This window comes from Paraburkholderia phenazinium, from assembly GCF_900141745.1.
GTDB lineage: Bacteria > Pseudomonadota > Gammaproteobacteria > Burkholderiales > Burkholderiaceae > Paraburkholderia > Paraburkholderia phenazinium_B.
Genome location: NZ_FSRM01000001.1, coordinates 888,463 through 903,921 on the forward strand (window position 1 = coordinate 888,463; position 15,459 = coordinate 903,921).

General features: G+C 58.1%; 15 protein-coding genes and 1 tRNA gene. 10 read left to right on the plus strand and 6 right to left on the minus strand.

The window, feature by feature from the left end; all coding sequences use genetic code 11:
* Window positions 1-80: 80 nt before the first annotated feature.
* Both BUS06_RS04180 and BUS06_RS04185 read right to left on the minus strand, forming a co-directional pair.
* Window positions 81-728 (minus strand): 3'-5' exonuclease family protein, encoded by a 648-nt coding sequence (locus BUS06_RS04180; protein ID WP_074263116.1) that lies wholly within the window; start codon window positions 726-728, stop codon window positions 81-83.
* Entirely contained in the window at window positions 725-1,369 is a 645-nt protein-coding gene (locus tag BUS06_RS04185) for an MBL fold metallo-hydrolase (RefSeq protein WP_074263117.1), read from the minus strand. The genes BUS06_RS04180 and BUS06_RS04185 overlap by 4 nt, the downstream gene beginning before the upstream one ends.
* Before the next feature lie 624 nt (window positions 1,370-1,993).
* Here BUS06_RS04185 and BUS06_RS04190 point away from each other — a divergent pair.
* Window positions 1,994-2,596, plus strand: coding sequence for a septal ring lytic transglycosylase RlpA family protein (locus BUS06_RS04190; RefSeq protein WP_429287656.1), 603 nt, complete (start codon window positions 1,994-1,996; stop codon window positions 2,594-2,596).
* Window positions 2,597-2,714: 118 nt separating this feature from the next.
* Here the strand turns inward: BUS06_RS04190 and rsmI are convergent, their stop codons facing one another.
* Window positions 2,715-3,602 (minus strand): 16S rRNA (cytidine(1402)-2'-O)-methyltransferase, encoded by an 888-nt coding sequence (rsmI, locus tag BUS06_RS04195; RefSeq protein ID WP_074263119.1) that lies wholly within the window; start codon window positions 3,600-3,602, stop codon window positions 2,715-2,717.
* Between rsmI and BUS06_RS04200 the strand changes: the two genes are divergently transcribed.
* From BUS06_RS04200 to BUS06_RS04250, 8 genes are all read left to right on the plus strand, one after another.
* Window positions 3,601-4,059, plus strand: coding sequence for a YraN family protein (locus tag BUS06_RS04200; protein ID WP_083611344.1), 459 nt, complete (start codon window positions 3,601-3,603; stop codon window positions 4,057-4,059). The genes rsmI and BUS06_RS04200 overlap by 2 nt on opposite strands.
* 182 nt (window positions 4,060-4,241) lie before the next feature.
* Window positions 4,242-4,829: a phosphoheptose isomerase gene (locus BUS06_RS04205; RefSeq protein WP_074263120.1), complete on the plus strand. Its 588-nt coding sequence runs from the start codon at window positions 4,242-4,244 to the stop codon at window positions 4,827-4,829.
* Window positions 4,830-4,849: 20 nt separating this feature from the next.
* Entirely contained in the window at window positions 4,850-5,641 is a 792-nt protein-coding gene (locus BUS06_RS04210) for a BON domain-containing protein (RefSeq protein WP_074263121.1), read from the plus strand.
* Between the two features lie 32 nt (window positions 5,642-5,673).
* Entirely contained in the window at window positions 5,674-6,021 is a 348-nt protein-coding gene (locus tag BUS06_RS04215) for a c-type cytochrome (RefSeq protein ID WP_074265908.1), read from the plus strand.
* Window positions 6,022-6,085: 64 nt separating this feature from the next.
* Window positions 6,086-6,161 (plus strand) — tRNA-Ala (locus BUS06_RS04220).
* Between the two features lie 2,297 nt (window positions 6,162-8,458).
* Window positions 8,459-8,824, plus strand: a complete 366-nt coding sequence (gene traJ / locus BUS06_RS04235; protein WP_074263124.1) for a conjugal transfer transcriptional regulator TraJ — start codon at window positions 8,459-8,461, stop codon at window positions 8,822-8,824.
* 1,752 nt (window positions 8,825-10,576) lie between these two features.
* On the plus strand, window positions 10,577-11,245 hold the full coding sequence (locus BUS06_RS04245; RefSeq protein WP_167379367.1) for a hypothetical protein: 669 nt from the start codon (window positions 10,577-10,579) through the stop codon (window positions 11,243-11,245).
* 97 nt (window positions 11,246-11,342) lie between these two features.
* The gene (locus tag BUS06_RS04250; protein WP_074263126.1) at window positions 11,343-11,660 is read left to right on the plus strand and encodes a hypothetical protein; all 318 of its coding nucleotides are present in this window, start codon (window positions 11,343-11,345) and stop codon (window positions 11,658-11,660) included.
* 157 nt (window positions 11,661-11,817) lie between these two features.
* Here the strand turns inward: BUS06_RS04250 and BUS06_RS04260 are convergent, their stop codons facing one another.
* The gene (locus BUS06_RS04260) at window positions 11,818-12,150 is read right to left on the minus strand and encodes a hypothetical protein (RefSeq protein ID WP_074263128.1); all 333 of its coding nucleotides are present in this window, start codon (window positions 12,148-12,150) and stop codon (window positions 11,818-11,820) included.
* A gap of 240 nt (window positions 12,151-12,390) precedes the next feature.
* A complete protein-coding gene (locus BUS06_RS04265) occupies window positions 12,391-12,591 on the minus strand; it encodes a hypothetical protein (RefSeq protein ID WP_074263129.1) in 201 nt (66 codons plus the stop codon).
* A 187-nt stretch (window positions 12,592-12,778) separates the two neighbouring features.
* On the opposite strand from BUS06_RS04265, the gene BUS06_RS04270 reads away from it, so the two are divergent.
* Window positions 12,779-13,510 (plus strand): response regulator transcription factor, encoded by a 732-nt coding sequence (locus BUS06_RS04270; protein ID WP_074263130.1) that lies wholly within the window; start codon window positions 12,779-12,781, stop codon window positions 13,508-13,510.
* Here BUS06_RS04270 and BUS06_RS04275 read toward each other — a convergent pair.
* Window positions 13,473-15,332 carry a hybrid sensor histidine kinase/response regulator gene (locus BUS06_RS04275; RefSeq protein WP_074263131.1) on the minus strand — a complete coding sequence of 620 codons (1,860 nt, stop codon included), beginning with the start codon at window positions 15,330-15,332 and terminating at the stop codon, window positions 13,473-13,475. The two genes, BUS06_RS04270 and BUS06_RS04275, sit on opposite strands and share 38 nt — an antisense overlap.
* Window positions 15,333-15,459 lie beyond the last annotated feature (127 nt).

Consider the following 15,459-nt stretch of genomic DNA (forward strand, 5'->3'; position numbering starts at 1 on the left):
CCGTTGGCGTGCCGTGGCTCTAATAGTAGAGGCGACGAAAACGAAACGCAATGTAAAACGGCTCTGACGAGGGAGATTACCTAATTTGCCGGTTTGGCAGCGGCGTTTTGCCCTGAGCCGTCCCCATCTTTTGGGACTGTTTCCGCCGCTGCATGAGCGGCGAGAACGGCCTGGCCGGCGCGCAACTCGGCGAGCATGTTGCAGAACAGGGCGCCTTGCTCGATCGCATCGTCGAGGGCGACGTGGGTGTGCGGATGGTCGTCGAACCACCGCTGCGGCAGGCGCGGCTTGATGCACTTGCGATAGGGCAGACCGGTCATCGCGAAGGCGAGCGTCTTGATGTCCAGCGCAGACCATGAAAATGGGCAGCGGCCTGTGAAGCGCATCATGTACCAGAACATGAACGTGAAATCGAAGCCGGCCGGCATGGCCACGAAGACCGGTTTGCCCGGCAACGCTTCAACCCACGTTACGTAAGCGTTCAAAGCCGTGGCGGGCTGCTGCAGATCGAGACGGCAGGCGGCCCACGCCTCGGGCTGGGTTTTCCACCATGCCTCCTGAACCGGATGGGCGGTCGCACCTTCCAGCGTTTCCAGGTTCGCAGAGAAGGTGCCGATGAGTTGCTTGTCTTCCGTGTACGCGGCCGAGGCAAAGCTGAGCATGGAATGCGGGCCGGGGATCGGGCCGTCCGCTTCGACGTCGGTGCTCACATAGATTTCGGCGCTCATGCGCGCACTCCGTCTGCGACGTATGGATTCGTGCGGCGCTCGGCGCCGAACGTCGAGGTGGGCCCATGACCCGGCACGAAGGTGACGTCGTCGCCGAGCGGCCAGAGCTTCTCGCGGATCGCGCGAATCAGATCGGCATGATTGCCGCGCGGAAAATCGGTGCGGCCGATCGAGCCCGCAAACAGCACATCGCCAACCAGCGCGACCCGATGCGCGCGGCTAAAGAAGATCACATGGCCCGGCGTATGCCCCGGGCAGTGATAAACCTCGAGCGTCTCATTGCCGAACTGAACCGTGTCGCCGTCCTGCAGCCAGCGGTCCGGTTCGAACGCCTGCGCTGCAGGGAAGCCGAAACGCGTGCTCTGGGCGGGCAACTGATCGATCCAGAAACGCTCGTCGGGATGTGGACCGTCGATCGGGACGCCGTAGTGCGTGGCCAAAGTTTTCGCGCCGGCGCAATGATCGATGTGACCGTGCGTGAGGAAAACCTTTTCGACCGACAGGTTTTGCCGCTTGACCTCATCCTGGATGATCTCGAGATCGCCGCCTGGATCGACAACGGCGGCGCGTCCCGTCGCCTCGCAAACGAGCAGCGAGCAGTTCTGCTGGAACGGGGTGACGGGGATCAGAGTGACTTTCATGAGGACGGTGGGCCGCAGCAAAAACGTTGATTGTACCGGCGTACCGGGCCCCCCGCCGATATGCCAAATGGCTGGTCCGCGATACCTATTTTTGCAGCAATAGTGAAAATTCATCAAAGCTATCAAGCGCTTGTCATCCCAAAATTGTGTTTTGGGTATAATGCGGTCATGTGTACGGGAAACCGTGCTGCCACAGGACGATGCGTCCCCATTAAGAATGGAGCGCTGATCGTCGTCAAGTAAGTGCCGTCGGTGTTGTCGACGGCAAATCCAGCATCGGATGCGTCCGATGCGCACGTCTCGTCCAGCCAGGTGCCACGCGCCTGCAACGGCCTTCTGCCGTGACGCTGGGTGGGGCCTACGCCGCCGTTCCTGCGCGCTGCTGTCTGGCGCGCAAGAACGTGTTTGCCACGTTCGATGGCGGCTTGTGGGGTCTGGTCAGGCTGCCGGGGACAGGTTGCGCCAGACGTGAAATTTAACCGTGCGGGAGCGGCAGAGTATGCCGCGTGCGGGCTTCGGCGTACTGCGCTTTTTCGCGCGGCGCGTGGTCGTTCGTTTTCCGCCGGAGTCGCAGCAACACGCAGCTATCGCGTGATGCGGCTCGACATTGTGATTGCACGTCTTATGAAAACTCGGTCATCCCGAAGTATGGGGAGTCTTTTTGCCTTTTTTGTGCTCGCAGGGTGTGCCATGCCCCCGAACGCAGCCAACGAGGCAAGTAATCCGCCGCTCAGCACGAAGAGCGCGCAAGCAGGCAGCGCCGGTACGATGGCGCCGCAGGCCTTCGGAACGCCAGCTGCATCGGCGTCTGAAGCTAACGGTACGTCGCTCGCCGACGCCCAGCCGCTCACCGAAAACGGTCCCAATGTGGCCGGTTTCCACGAAACCGGGCGCGCCTCCTGGTACGGCAGGTTCTTCCACGGCCGTCGCACGGCGAACGGCGAGCGCTACGACATGCACGCGCTGACCGCCGCGCACCGCACGCTGCCGCTCGGTTCGTACGTTCGCGTGACGAACCCAGCCAACGACAGTTCGGTCATTGTCCGGATCAACGACCGCGGCCCGTTCGCGCGCGGCCGGATCATCGACCTCTCGCTGGCGGCTGCTACCGCGCTGCATATGCAGCGGGCGGGCACGGCGCGCGTGCAGATCGTCGGTCTGACGCCAAAGGAAGCCAAAGCCGAACAGGCCGAGACGCTGGCGTCGAATACGAACGACGTCAAATGATGTGACTGGAGCGAGCGGTGCGTGTGATGCACGTCTGCTCGCCCCCGGTGTTGCAAGACGCGTGGGCTCTGCTCGCGCGTTTGTCCGCGCTCAAGGGCCGCTTGCGCGGCCCTTGTTCTTACTCGCTGTCTTCCCCGTCCTTCTTCAAAGCCAATGCGCGGGTGTACAACGCATTGCGCGATGTTCCCGTGATAGCCGCCGCGACTTTCGCCGCGCTACTCACCGTCAGCTCTTCCAGCAGGATGCGCAGCAGCGCGTCGTGATCGTGCTCGCCCGCGGTTTCCTGTTGAGCGCCTTCCACCACCAGCACAAATTCGCCACGCTGCCGGTTCAGGTCCGACGCCAGCCACGTTGGCCCTTCGGCCAGGGTGCAGCAATGCAGCGCTTCATGTAACTTCGTCAGCTCACGTGCGATCAATAGTTTGCGCGCGCCGCCGAATGCTTCGGCCAGCGCTTCGACTGTTTCTACGATGCGATGCGGCGCTTCGTAGAAGACCATGGCGTGAGGATGCGTCGCGAGTGGTTGCAGTGTTGCAGCGCGTTGCTTCGCCTTTGGCGGCAAAAAGCCGAGAAACGAGAAGGTCGCGACCCAATCGCCGGCGGCACTGAGTGCTGTGGCCAGGGCGCTCGCGCCGGGCAATGGAATCACTGGGAAGCCGGCTTCACGCACGGCGTCGACGAGCTTCGCTCCGGGGTCCGAAATGCCCGGAGTGCCGGCGTCGGACACGTAGGCGACGCGCTCGCCCGCTTGCAGATGTTCGACGATGCGCAGTGCCGCGGCGCGCTCGTTGTGCTGATGCACCGCCAGCAGGGGTTTCGAGATGCCGTAGCGCGCCAGCAATTGGCCGGTATTGCGCGTGTCCTCGGCGGCGATGCGGTCCACCAGTCCGAGTACGTGCAGCGCGCGCAACGTGATGTCCGCGACGTTGCCGATCGGCGTCGCCACCACATAGAGCGCGGCAGCAGGATATTGCTGCCCTTGCGCAAGTTCGGAGAGAGGGGTCATGAGACAGAAGACGCAGACAGACAAAGCAAGGCCGACATTGTGCCACGCAGAGCCGGAGCGCCCGGTGCCCCGTTCCGGCGCTCACAACTTTTTGGGACGCGGAGGGTCCAAAGACGTCGGAGCCGCCTTCGAAGCTCACGCACTCGCCTTCTTGCAGCGCCAGCGGTTGCGTTTCGTAGCGCGCAACGTGGCGTGTCGCGGCGGAGAGATCGATCTGGTGATGCGCGAGCGCGATGGCTCGCTGGTGTTCGTCGAAGTCCGGGCGCGTGCGCGCTGGCACTATGGTGGCGCGGCGGCCAGCGTTGGATGGCAGAAACGTCAGCGGCTGGTGCGTGCTGCGCGGCATTATCTGGCGACGCGCGTGAGCGTCGTACCGGCGTGCCGTTTCGATGTCGTCGCGTTCGAATCGGGGCGACTTGTCTGGTTACGCGATGCCTTTCGTGCCGATGAAGTCTGAGCCACGCTGCGGATATCGCGCCTGAGTGCGATAAACTTGCGCTCGCGTACGAGTGACACGGCGAACGCGTCCCAGGCGGTTCCGGTGACGCATCGGCGTTGCCTGCACCGTCAGCCAGAATAACCTGTCTTCACAACACGGCCGCGCGCAGCGGTCCATACGCGGCAAAAGATAGAGACTCGATGTCAGTCGAACGTATTCAACAGCACTTCCGCGACAACGCGGCAGTCACAACCGAAGCTCTCGAAACCCTCTCGATGCCGATCGCCGCTGCGATCGACACGATGTTTATGGCGCTTGCCAACGGCAACCGCATTCTTGCGTGCGGCAATGGTGGATCCGCCGCCAACGCGCAGCATTTCGCGGCCAAGCTGATGGGCCGTTTCGAGCGCGAACGCCCAGGCTTGCCTGCCATTGCGTTGACGGCCGACACGTCGATCATCACCGCGATCGCCAACGATGACGCGTTCGAGCAGGTGTTCGCGAAGCAGGTCTGGGCATTCGGCCAGCCTGGCGACGTACTACTTGCCATCACGACCTCGGGCGATTCGGCGAACGTGCTGGCCGCGATCGCGGCAGCGCACGAGCGCGAGATGATCGTGGTGGCGTTGACCGGCAGGAGCGGTGGCAAAGCGCACGAGGTATTGGGCGACACCGACATTCATATTTGCGTGCCCTCAGATCGCACCGCGCGTATTCAGGAAGTGCATTTGCTGACCATCCATTGTCTGTGCGACGGCATCGATGCCATGTTGCTGGGCGAAGACTGATTCCGAAGGAGAGCTAGTTAATGAGCGTATTCCGCATCAAGACGACACTGGTGAGGACCACACTGGTGGTGGGGCTGGCGGCAGGGCTGTCCGCGACGTTGCAGGGTTGCTTCCTGTTGGTGGCCGGCGCGGCCGGTGGCGGTGCGCTGGTTGCGACCGACCGGCGCACGCTTGGTGCGCAGACCGAGGATCGCGAGATTCAGGTGAAGTCGATCGCGCAGATCAACCAGAACCTGCCGGATCCCGCGCACGTCAACGTGTCGGTTTTCAATCGGCGCGTGCTGCTGACCGGCGAAGTGCCGGACGATGCATCGAAGCAGAAGGCCGAGCAGATCGTGCGATCGCTCAACAATGTCACTTCCATCGTCAACGAGCTGACGATCGGGCCGGCTGCCGACCTGTCTTCGCGGACCAACGATTCGTACCTTGAAACGCGGGTCAAGACGGCACTGATCGCCGAGAAGAACATTTCGGCGAACAACTTCAAGGTGGTGTGCGAGAACGGCTCGGTGTATCTGATGGGGCTTGTTACGCGCGATGAAGGCGCCCGTGGCGCCGACGTGGCGAGCCGCGTGCCGGGTGTGACGCAGGTGGTGAAGGTGTTCCAGTACATCCTGCCGCAAGACGCAACTGCGACGAGCGCGCCGGCGGCCAGCGCGCCGGTTGCGTCGCAGCCTCCGCCGACGCCGGATGCGACGGTGGGTGCGGTGCCCGATTCGTCGGTGAGTTCGCGTCCGCTTGAGCAGCAGGCGCCTGCGCCGGTGACGAATTCGAGCTCGGTTCATCCGGGGAATCCGGCGGTTAGTCAATGAAGTTGCGGGGCTTGATGCGGCGTTGCGTGGTGATGCTCGGGGTGCGGAAATCGGGGGTCGTGGTTGTTGCTCTGGTGGGCCTTGCTGGGTTGGTGACGGCGGCGCGGGCGGATGATGCACCGCGCGGTCAGATGATCGCGCGCGCCAATGCTTGCATGGGCTGTCACGCGGTGGACCGCAAGGTCGTCGGGCCTTCGTTTCAGCAGATCGCGGCGAAGTACAAGGGCGATGCGCAAGCGCCCGCGAAACTTGTGAACAAGGTTAAGGATGGCGGTTCGGGTGTGTGGGGTGTTTTGCCGATGCCCCCGCATCCGACGATGAGCGATGTGGATATCCGCACGGTTGTGGATTGGGTGCTCGCCGGGGCGCCTTCCAGGTGAGGTTTTGCTGCGGCCTGGCGGCTTGGCAAAACGGAAAAACCTTGTGCTAGAATCGTTTGTCGTCGGGGGGGTAGCTCAGCTGGGAGAGCGTCGCGTTCGCAATGCGAAGGTCGGGAGTTCGATCCTCCTCCTCTCCACCAAATTTTCCTTTAGAAACAACGCACTACGTCTTGCGATGTAGTGCGTTGTTTTGCATCCTAGTGCAGGTTTCTGCAAACGCGGTGTGGCAATTTTGTGGCGACGGGCCATAGCGAATGCTTAGTACCGCGTGACATTGCACATTATTGTGCGGTAGACTTTAGTTCGTCTGAGTAATCAGACTCCTCCTTGACACCGTGATTTCACAACCAGACGGCCGGGCGTCGGTGTCGCCAAGGTCAATACCGACTAGTTGCGCTTCGCGCAGCTGGCTCGAAGAGCGAGCTGCTGCATCTGCAGCTCGCTACCACACCGTGATATCACCAAAGATCACGCGGCCGGGCCCTCGGTGTGGCCAAGGTCAGCTACCGAGCAGTTTCCCGGCGTAACTACTCGATGACCAGTCTCTAGCCGCTCCACTCGGTTATCAAAATTGAGATCAGATCGCGTTGATCGTATTTTCCCGTTCCTGGGAAGGAAGGGATGCCCCTTGTCGCATCCGGAACGTACAGCCACATTAGTCGTCGCACCGTTAGGTTGGGACAGAGTAAGCGGTTGCGCGCTGCTGGATATCAGGAGGGAAGGCTGATGAGAACCCTTCTGACGGTTGACCAGCTCGCTGCGTGCATCCACAAGTCTGCCGCTAGCATTCGAAGCGACGCCACCCGCAACCCTCGGTCGCTCCCCCCGATTTGCAGGCTTCCAGGGACGAAGCGTCTACTTTGGCGCGTCGAAGACGTTGAGCAATGGCTTGCCGAGCATGTGCAAGGGTTGGCCGCTACGCTCAACACAGCGGCAACCGATCAACCGCGAATGCGTCGCGGCCGGCCAACTAAAGTAGAAGTGGTCGCACGACTACGGAACAAAGCAATGAATATCGCCGGATAGTTGAATGCTAGGCGTTCATACGCCGAGCTTGAAGAATCACAAAAAACAATGGGCCATTTGCGCGAATGTGGCGAGTCTAAGGGCGGCCGCTGTGCAATGGTTAAGGCGCCAAACAGCGTCATTTTTCTTTTGAGGCGTATTCATGGGGCGGCAACGCACAATTGACGATTCGGCGTTTTGGCGCTCGCCGAAGATGGCTGGCAGAACACAGGAAGATCGGGCCACGCTTTCGTATCTCCTGACCAGCCCGTTCAGCAACATTATTGGCGTATATCAGATTGTTCCGCGTATAGCGGCGTCCGAGATGGGCTGGGACACAGACTCACAACTTATACCTGTGCTACGACGCTTGAGCGACTCGAATTTTGTGCGATTCGATGAGGATTCGAGCTACGTATGGATACACATCTGGTGGGATCACAACTCACCGACAATGGCTGTCGCTGGAACTCTACGACAGCGCACATTCGAACAAATCTCGGCGATTCCCCCGCACTGGCGCCACGAGTTCGTCGATGACTTCGTTGCCCGCCTGCCGGTAGCTAATAAAAAGGTGGGCAATTTGCGAGCCGCAGTCCAATCAGAACTTAGCGCGCACTGTATTTTGCCCGATAGGGTATCGATACCCTATCCGTACCCTACCCATACGGAGCGGGCTAACACTAACCATAACAATACTTTTACTGTTAACACTACTACTAACCAGTTGCGGTTTCCCGAATCGCTGACTTCGGAACAGGTTTCGGCGGTCGAGAAAATGCTCGCGAGCGTAGATTTCTTGTTAGCACAGCAACTGCTTGATGAGTTGTCGTTCCGCGTGGAAAGCGGAAGCCTGACCCGCGGCCCATTGCAATACCTTGCTGGGCTTATCCAGGCGGCTGCGGACAGGAAGTTTACACCGACAGCTAACGCGACACGGGCGTCCAGATTGCGTGCCGAGCTTCCAACATCACACTTACCCAATGCCTCCGTGGAGGAGGAGATAGCGCGAGTAAGGCAGATAACAAGGGGTATTGCGCGATAACTTCCGAGCGCCTGCAATCGCAGGCTGCCTGACATAGAGACCGTTCCGGCTGGGTTGGCTTCATACCGGCGTGACTTTCCTGTGTCCCTCGGATGGTTTCATATCGGCTAAATTTTGATAATTTCGTGCTTGTGTATCGAATGTTATCGACAAAATCTTGAAATGTTCTTGGATGTGTTTCGAAAATATCGACAAAATCTTGAAGTGTTCTTCAATGCGTTTCGAAAAATATTGATGAAGGACCGGGCAAGACAGGTGATGTAGGCCTACGCGCAAGCGCGCAGTCCTACATCAAGTTCCGCTTATTCGCGCTTTGCACTCAACTGCGGGTCTTGCTCTGCGAGACCAGTCGGCTACCGCCGATAACAATCAAAAATGGACGCCAAGATGGACGACGCACCACGTAGAAAGCATCAACCGATTCGCGTTTGGTGCATGCCGGAAGAAAAGGCGCGGATTGAGGCGAACGCTCGCAATGCTGGCTTGAGCGTGTCGCGATATCTGCGCAACGTCGGTATGGGCTACAAGATCGAGGGCGTGATCGACGCTAACCTCGTTCGGCAGTTGGCGAAAATCAACGGGGACCAAGGGCGCCTCGGCGGCTTGTTGAAGCTATGGCTAACAAACAGCGAGAAGTTGGGGGGGCAAGACCCGGAATACCTGCGCCGTCTGATTCATGGCGTCTTGGACCGCATCATTTCCATGCAGAGTGCCTTGCTCAGACTCGTGAGCGACTCACCACCGAAAATTTAGCGGCTAAACTTTGAGAAGCCGCGATGGAAAATTTAGCCGCTAAATTTTTTCGCGCGAAGCGATGTCGAGCACTACAGAGGAAGCAATGGAGACGCAGATTTTGGAGCAAATGGCGACGCAGCGACAGGCGGTAGGCGCTATTCGAAGTAGTGGCAAACGGCGAACCCACCGACGACGAGCTGAGCGTATCAGTGAAGAACGACAGTTGCTGCAGATGATTGGTACCCGGGCCTTCAGAAAGAAACGACCGTCGCAGAAGCATCTTCGCGCTCGCCATCTGCCAAATCGGGTCGTCATACGAAGGAAGGTCATAGATAGCCGGTAGTTGACGACGCAAGCGCTCAAGGCGGTTGGCATTGCCTTCGTAGGGAGATTTGTCGGGGGGCGGCATGCTCAGAAAGTGAGTTAATCATGCTCTGCCCTTCCAAACGGTCGTGCAGTGCACGCAAGAGGCTCAAGATGAATTCCGAACTGGCCGCCGAATTGGCTGACGAGGCAGAACTGAAGACCGCCATACGCGAGTTACGGAAACTACGGAAAGAAAGCGACCCTCTTAACCGTGCATGGTCAGATACGTGGGTGACCAGGCAGAGGTATGAGCGGGAATATGCGTTTGCGGTCAAGCAGCTACGGGAACGAGAAGACCGCATTATGGATCAGCTACGACCCTATCTCGCTAAGATTGAGGCGCTAGAGAAACAGGTGAGGAAGTTGGACCGCAAGATACGAAAAGCGCAGTCCGGCGCAAAGACTTGCCCGAGCGGACGGCTCGGATTGCCGAAGAGCGGCGGGGTACGGACCGACTCGCGCGACCCGTCTCCAATCCGTAGTTCCGAGGGGCGGCGTGTGCCAATGAATTCCAAATAAGCTCGCTCAGTTGCCGAAGTCCGAGAGTGCTATCGCTTGATACACATGGCGGGGCGCTGCACCGAAGGGGTCAGCCACTTCGTAAATCAATCGAATGGCAAACAAGACTCGCTAGCGGCCGAGTATTCATCCGGTGCAGCTTCGCCGGGCGCGCGCTGTTCTCCTACAAGCGGCACCGGCGACCGGCTGCCACCCTGCAGGCCCACGATCCCCATCGAACCGTGAGCTCTGTTCGCCGCGCTACGCAATGGAATTTGACGCCAGCATGGCGTATGCCAACGCTAACGAGTAGCGTGGGTGAGCGCCGATAGTTGCTGACGAGCTCGACGCGAGCCGCCGCCGCGCAACGTCGCGGTGCGGCAGGCCTACAAGCGACCGGGGGGTGACAGTTTAAATGGGCCGATCAGGTGGTACCACAAGCTGATTGCGAAGGGTGTTACGCATGCACCGATTCAGTTTTGCTGCCGATATTTCACGATCCTCGTCAGATCGATCGTCGTGCGCCGCTGGGAACGCTATTGACCGACACCTCGTGAGCGTGGACCCGCCCTAGTCTGTGCTACCCATTTGAGACATGTAATGCGACCTCCCACCATTGGTAAGGACTCACGACGCGGCAATCGACTCGTTGACCGATGCGCTGGAAGCATAGTGATGGGAGCCTCGTGTCGCAACGTTTACGTCTTGAGGTCAGCGCTTGACACTTCGTCCGCTCGATGGCACATTCACTGTCGGCGAACCAGCTCGTGACGGGCTTACCGGCCGTGTTGTAGGCAATTCAGTAGTCCCCTTTTTGTCAGCCTAGCTGCAAAACGAACGCATGTCTTATATATCGTCACAGATGTGCAGGCAGGATTCTGCCCAACGTTTTGAGAGAGGAATGACATGTCAGAAGCAACCACGGTCGTTGCACCCACGCCATACATCAAGCTTGATCGACACTTCGCTGATGAGCTTCTCGTAGTCGCGAAAATGCACGGCCACGATTTGTCGAAAGGCCATGCTAACGAGCTCGTCGCCCGGGCTCACGGCTTCCGAACCCAGGCGGCTATGCGGGCGGACGGTCTCATGGTTCTAGATCGCTACGCGCGTGACGATTTCGGTTTCGATGTCGAGCGCGTACGCGTGCTCGCGATCGAGCTCAAGTCCGTCGTCGCTCACGATTTCGAGCCCATCGCACAGAGCCTCAAGGCCTTATGCAATGAAGCGCGCAATCCGGATACCGCGCTGGCTGCGCGGCTCGCTCGCAACGTTTGCCTCAATGCCGACTGGTCGACCGAGTTCGGTGAGTTTGCGGGCAGAACTCTGCTCTCACCTCACGACTACGCCGCCTGCGTCGAAGTCACCATGCGCGATGATTTCGAGGACAACCTGTGGGTGAACGTCCTCGGCATCCCGACGATCGCCGCGCTTGCGCAGACCGAAAAGATCCTGCCGCAGGACCACGGCTACCACGCGATTAATGCTGACTTCGTGTTGAACGTGGCGATGTACCTCGCTGGCGCGCGCGTCGAGGAACTGGTTGAGCGCTACCGCGTGGTCTGCGAAACGTAGACTCGAAAGCACCGGGCCTTCCCGCGCTCAGCGTCGTATCTGTTTGTCGGCGCGGGACGTCGAATCGACTCTGTTTCTCATTAGATGAGACATCATCATGAAAATTGAAATTCCGTGTGCCGACGGCACAGACGCAAACTGCCGCAGCACCGTTGAGGTTTCGCTTCCGTATCCCGCATTAGAACTGTACGGCTGCAACGTTACTGTCGACGCGTCGGCCAAAACGGTTCGAATCGATCCGACTCCAGAGTGGCTGAAGCGTTATCAGGACACGCTCAGTGAATACGATCGCGAGTCCGTGAAGGAAGACGGCTACATCGAGCGCGGCTATCGAGACTTCGGCGGGACGATCTGCGGCGCCTGTGGGTCAGATCAGACGTACGACGCGGACGGAAGCAACATTTCCCACCTTTGACATCTGAGCTGCGTACTTCAAGAGCGGTGGCACGCTCGAGAACGCGGCGGCAATGGCCAACCACGCGTCGACGCGCACTACGCAGTTGTATGACGGCAGGCGCGACGACATCGCGCTCGAAGACGTCGAGCGGATTCAGCTATAGGACTCCGCAGGCCTACTGTTGGGTGATTTCGCAGCTTTCGTCGATTGCGGGGAAATAGACTTCGTGCGCCGTTGGGGAAGTAAAGCCGCGCATGAAGTCCAGCCCGTATTTCCCGTTACCAAGCTGAATGTAACTGATATTTCTGGCAACTTGGTATTCGCTGGTGTTATTCCGTTGGTAGATACCCATCGTCAGCTGACCGTTCTTCTGACAGCGAATCTGAAAATCATGGGCATCGGAGCCCGTCACAAATGTGGACTGGGTCGCCGACGTTTGCGCAGTAGCTGCGGCGCTCCAAATCAACGCGACCAGTGCGGCAGCAACGGTAAAGCGTACTCTTATCATCTGAATTTTCCTGTGGGTTGGTGGCGCTGCAACTCAGCGTCACTCCTCTTATCGACCAGGAGGCGGAGAAATTAAGTGTCTTCTGAACTGAAAGATTGCTCTGCCTCATACGTGGCCGCATGGCGAAAAAGCATTCCGTGTCGAGTGGAAAGCCACATCAAACTTCATGTCAAATCGTGCTGGGCTTTGCCCAGCACGGACTCGGCCCCGGCGAAAAAGCGCAAGGCTCCTTGCCTATTGCTAGGTTAATGCGGCGACGCCGTAGAACACGCCGTTAGGTTCGCGGCAGACACACGGCGCGCCAGGCTGCACCCACTGCATCATTTGGCAGAAGTCACCAGCGGTATCCACTACACAAACCTCGGCGGCCGAAGCTGTACCGGCAAAAACCAGAAGTGCTGCCGTGATCACCGTAAGTTTGAGGGTTGTTGCGGTCTTCATGATCATCTCCTTGAGGGTTGAAGCCGGAACATTGCGGCCCCGGTGAAAACCATTTTGGTCAATGCGAAGGGCTGATGTAACGCACATACGTTGCACAACCGATGTATCCGGTGACAGGCTACATCTGTAGCAGTGCGTATCCCGACGCGTCTTGATACGCTGTCGGAAACAACCCGCGAGACATGTCATGCGAGTACTTCTGATAGACGACCACGCACTGCTAAGAGCCGGAGTGTCATTGCTGCTGAAACAGGTGCGCTCGGACATGGAGGTTGTCGAAGCGGGAACGTTGGCGGAAGGACTGGAAGAGGCGCGTCGCCAGGCACTGAATATGGTCTTTCTCGACCTGGACCTCCCCGACGGGCACGGTTTTACGGCACTGCAACAACTCAAAATTGACCGGCCTTCACTGCCGGTGGTCATCATGTCGGCGCAGGAGGACCCGGCCATTATCGATAAGGCAATCGAACTTCATGCAATGGGATTTGTGCCGAAATCACAGAACCCGGATGTCCTGTTTGCTGCCCTGCAGGCTGCACTTGCAGGAGGCGTGTTCCTGCCGGCATCGATTGTCGACCGCGGTGATCATTCGTCGCCGCCCAGTACTGCGTGGCCACACGGCAGGCCTGACCCGGGAGGTTTTGGTCTGGGCAACCAGGCCACCACGGCTTTTGAACTCGGCCTGACGCCGCGTGAGTTTGACACCCTGAAATGGGTGGTTCTTGGCTATCCGACCAAAACGATCGCGCAGAAAATGGGTATCGAGGACATTACGATCCGCAAGTACGTGAGCAGCCTGCTTGCGCACTTCAATGTCAGGCGACGGACCGAGCTCATCGTTTATGTGGCCAAAAGCGGGATCCGGCTTGGCACTCCTGAAATCAGCTCTCCAGACCAGGTCGTCGGCTGTCCGCGTTGAGCAGCGCATGGACCTGTCCAACAATCTGTTCCGGATCTGACGATTTCCGGATGATGGTGAACGGCGGCTGGAAGCCGCGCATTGACTGCGAGTCGGATGTAATGAGCTCGCCTGTTATGAATGCAACGGGCGTCCTGACCTCCCAGTGCGATCGAATGGTCTCTGCGACCTGAATCCCCGTGTCGCCGCCTTGAAGACGCATGTCCGTAACGATGACGTCTGGCTCCCTGCCGATGGTCTCGAGCAACCCACGCGTTTCTGTCAGTGAGCTAACGCTATCAACCAGTGCGCCCGCGCTGACGAACAGTTGCGTCAAGCCTCGCAGCAGCGCTGGTTCATCGTCACAGACAACAACATATTTTCCACTTAGATCCCTGGGGGGGGCGCCGCCCCCACTCATCGAGGGCGCGTCCGATACCCTGCCTGCGGTGACCGGTGCGTAAAGAGAGAAACGCGATCCACGCCCCTCAACGGATGAAAAACTGAGCCGGTGTCGTGGCAGAATCGATTCTATTTTATGGACTATAGACAGACCCAAACCGATGCCTCGGCTTCTGTCTCTGCCAGGATTGTTTATCTGATAATATTCTGAAAAAATCTTTTCCCGATGCTCTGCTGGAATCCCGATTCCAGTATCCCACACATCAATTCTAAGCGTATTTGGCAATCTTACCCATCCTATCGTGACGCCGCCATGGAAAGTATATTTTATCGCGTTCGATACGAGATTTGAGAGGAGGCGTTTGAACAATGGCCGGTCGGTGCTGATATAGGGAGGCTGCCTGTTTCTTTGAGTGATTTTAAAACAAATGCCTTTTTCTTTGGCCAGCCGGCTGTACTGCTGCGTGACTTCCGAAAGAACCTCGGCGGGATCCACAGCCTGTAGCTGAATCCGGTACGATCCAAGTTCGGAATAATCGTGTATTCCTTTAAACAGGTTAACCATGTCCGCCGCGCTGCTTTCGACGAGCGACAGGTCTGATTCAACGGCCGGGTCATGCTCCCGGAGCTTCTGTATTGCACTTCTGATATAGAGGCCGATCACCGCAAGCGGTTGCTGGATATCATGATAGGCTGATGAGAAAAAACGTTCCTTTTCAAGGACTAATTCCTGCATTTTTTCGTTCTGTTTTTTCAGAAGCATGGAGGCTGCGGTGGCCTCTGCTTGTGCTTTCGTCAGAGCCCGACGGGCAGTGAAGTCCGTTCTCACGGACATTTCAAGCTGCGTGGCAACCATCGATCCCAGAACATAGAAGCAGATCAGGAAAAACGCCGAGGAAAACCATGCGTAGGCTCCCATTCCGTTAAGATAGGATGGATCCCTGTTAAGCTGGTATTCGGTAATGTTGAATGTGACAAAACAAATCACGCCAACAATGGCAGCCTGTTTCGTGCGAATGCGAAGAAAAGTGAAGAGAAAGTAATCAACGAGCAGAAGTCCAGGGTAGTACTCCCTGAATGTGTTGTTTGGCGGCGCAATCAGCATCATTGCAAGAAGGGCACACCACGAAAAAAGTACAGCTGAAATCAGCCATGATACGGCGTACCTTTCTCTTATGAAATTTTCTTTCCAGCTTAATCGAATAAGAAATGTGAAAAGTAGAATACCAGAAATGCGGATGATTACCAGATATATGAATGTGGTCCGACTGAAGGTATGCGACTGGACCCAGTCCCAAAGGAAAAATGCACTCCATATTGAAAGCGCCATCACCAAGGCTACACGTCTCTGCGAGACAAACTTGGCTCCGTATTCTTCCAAAAACGCCTTTTCCTGTTCGGTTGACGGAAAATGCCGGGCAAAGAAGGTGGGAAGCAGCATGGGTGACCTTTCTGGCAGGCCGTAGATCCGGACTGGGGCTATTAAGTAGCTTAGGCCTTGGCGAATAAGGGTGCCAGAGGTGTTTCCGCGATCGAAGTGTCAATCTTCTGCTCTTTGCGGACATATG

Bases quoted from the DNA above. Each gene is read 5' to 3' on its own strand.
- BUS06_RS04210 (WP_074263121.1), top strand. From the start codon at position 4,850: ATGAGCGTATTCCGCATCAAGACGACACTGGTGAGGACCACACTGGTG.
- BUS06_RS04245 (WP_167379367.1), top strand. From the start codon at position 10,577: ATGTCAGAAGCAACCACGGTCGTTGCACCCACGCCATACATCAAGCTT.
- BUS06_RS04215 (WP_074265908.1), top strand. From the start codon at position 5,674: ATGCTCGGGGTGCGGAAATCGGGGGTCGTGGTTGTTGCTCTGGTGGGC.
- rsmI (WP_074263119.1), bottom strand. From the start codon at position 3,602: ATGACCCCTCTCTCCGAACTTGCGCAAGGGCAGCAATATCCTGCTGCC.
- BUS06_RS04200 (WP_083611344.1), top strand. From the start codon at position 3,601: ATGAGACAGAAGACGCAGACAGACAAAGCAAGGCCGACATTGTGCCAC.
- BUS06_RS04250 (WP_074263126.1), top strand. From the start codon at position 11,343: ATGAAAATTGAAATTCCGTGTGCCGACGGCACAGACGCAAACTGCCGC.
- BUS06_RS04265 (WP_074263129.1), bottom strand. From the start codon at position 12,591: ATGAAGACCGCAACAACCCTCAAACTTACGGTGATCACGGCAGCACTT.
- BUS06_RS04275 (WP_074263131.1), bottom strand. From the start codon at position 15,332: ATGCTGCTTCCCACCTTCTTTGCCCGGCATTTTCCGTCAACCGAACAG.
- BUS06_RS04180 (WP_074263116.1), bottom strand. From the start codon at position 728: ATGAGCGCCGAAATCTATGTGAGCACCGACGTCGAAGCGGACGGCCCG.
- BUS06_RS04205 (WP_074263120.1), top strand. From the start codon at position 4,242: ATGTCAGTCGAACGTATTCAACAGCACTTCCGCGACAACGCGGCAGTC.
- BUS06_RS04270 (WP_074263130.1), top strand. From the start codon at position 12,779: ATGCGAGTACTTCTGATAGACGACCACGCACTGCTAAGAGCCGGAGTG.
- BUS06_RS04185 (WP_074263117.1), bottom strand. From the start codon at position 1,369: ATGAAAGTCACTCTGATCCCCGTCACCCCGTTCCAGCAGAACTGCTCG.
- BUS06_RS04190 (WP_429287656.1), top strand. From the start codon at position 1,994: ATGAAAACTCGGTCATCCCGAAGTATGGGGAGTCTTTTTGCCTTTTTT.
- BUS06_RS04260 (WP_074263128.1), bottom strand. From the start codon at position 12,150: ATGATAAGAGTACGCTTTACCGTTGCTGCCGCACTGGTCGCGTTGATT.
- traJ (WP_074263124.1), top strand. From the start codon at position 8,459: ATGGACGACGCACCACGTAGAAAGCATCAACCGATTCGCGTTTGGTGC.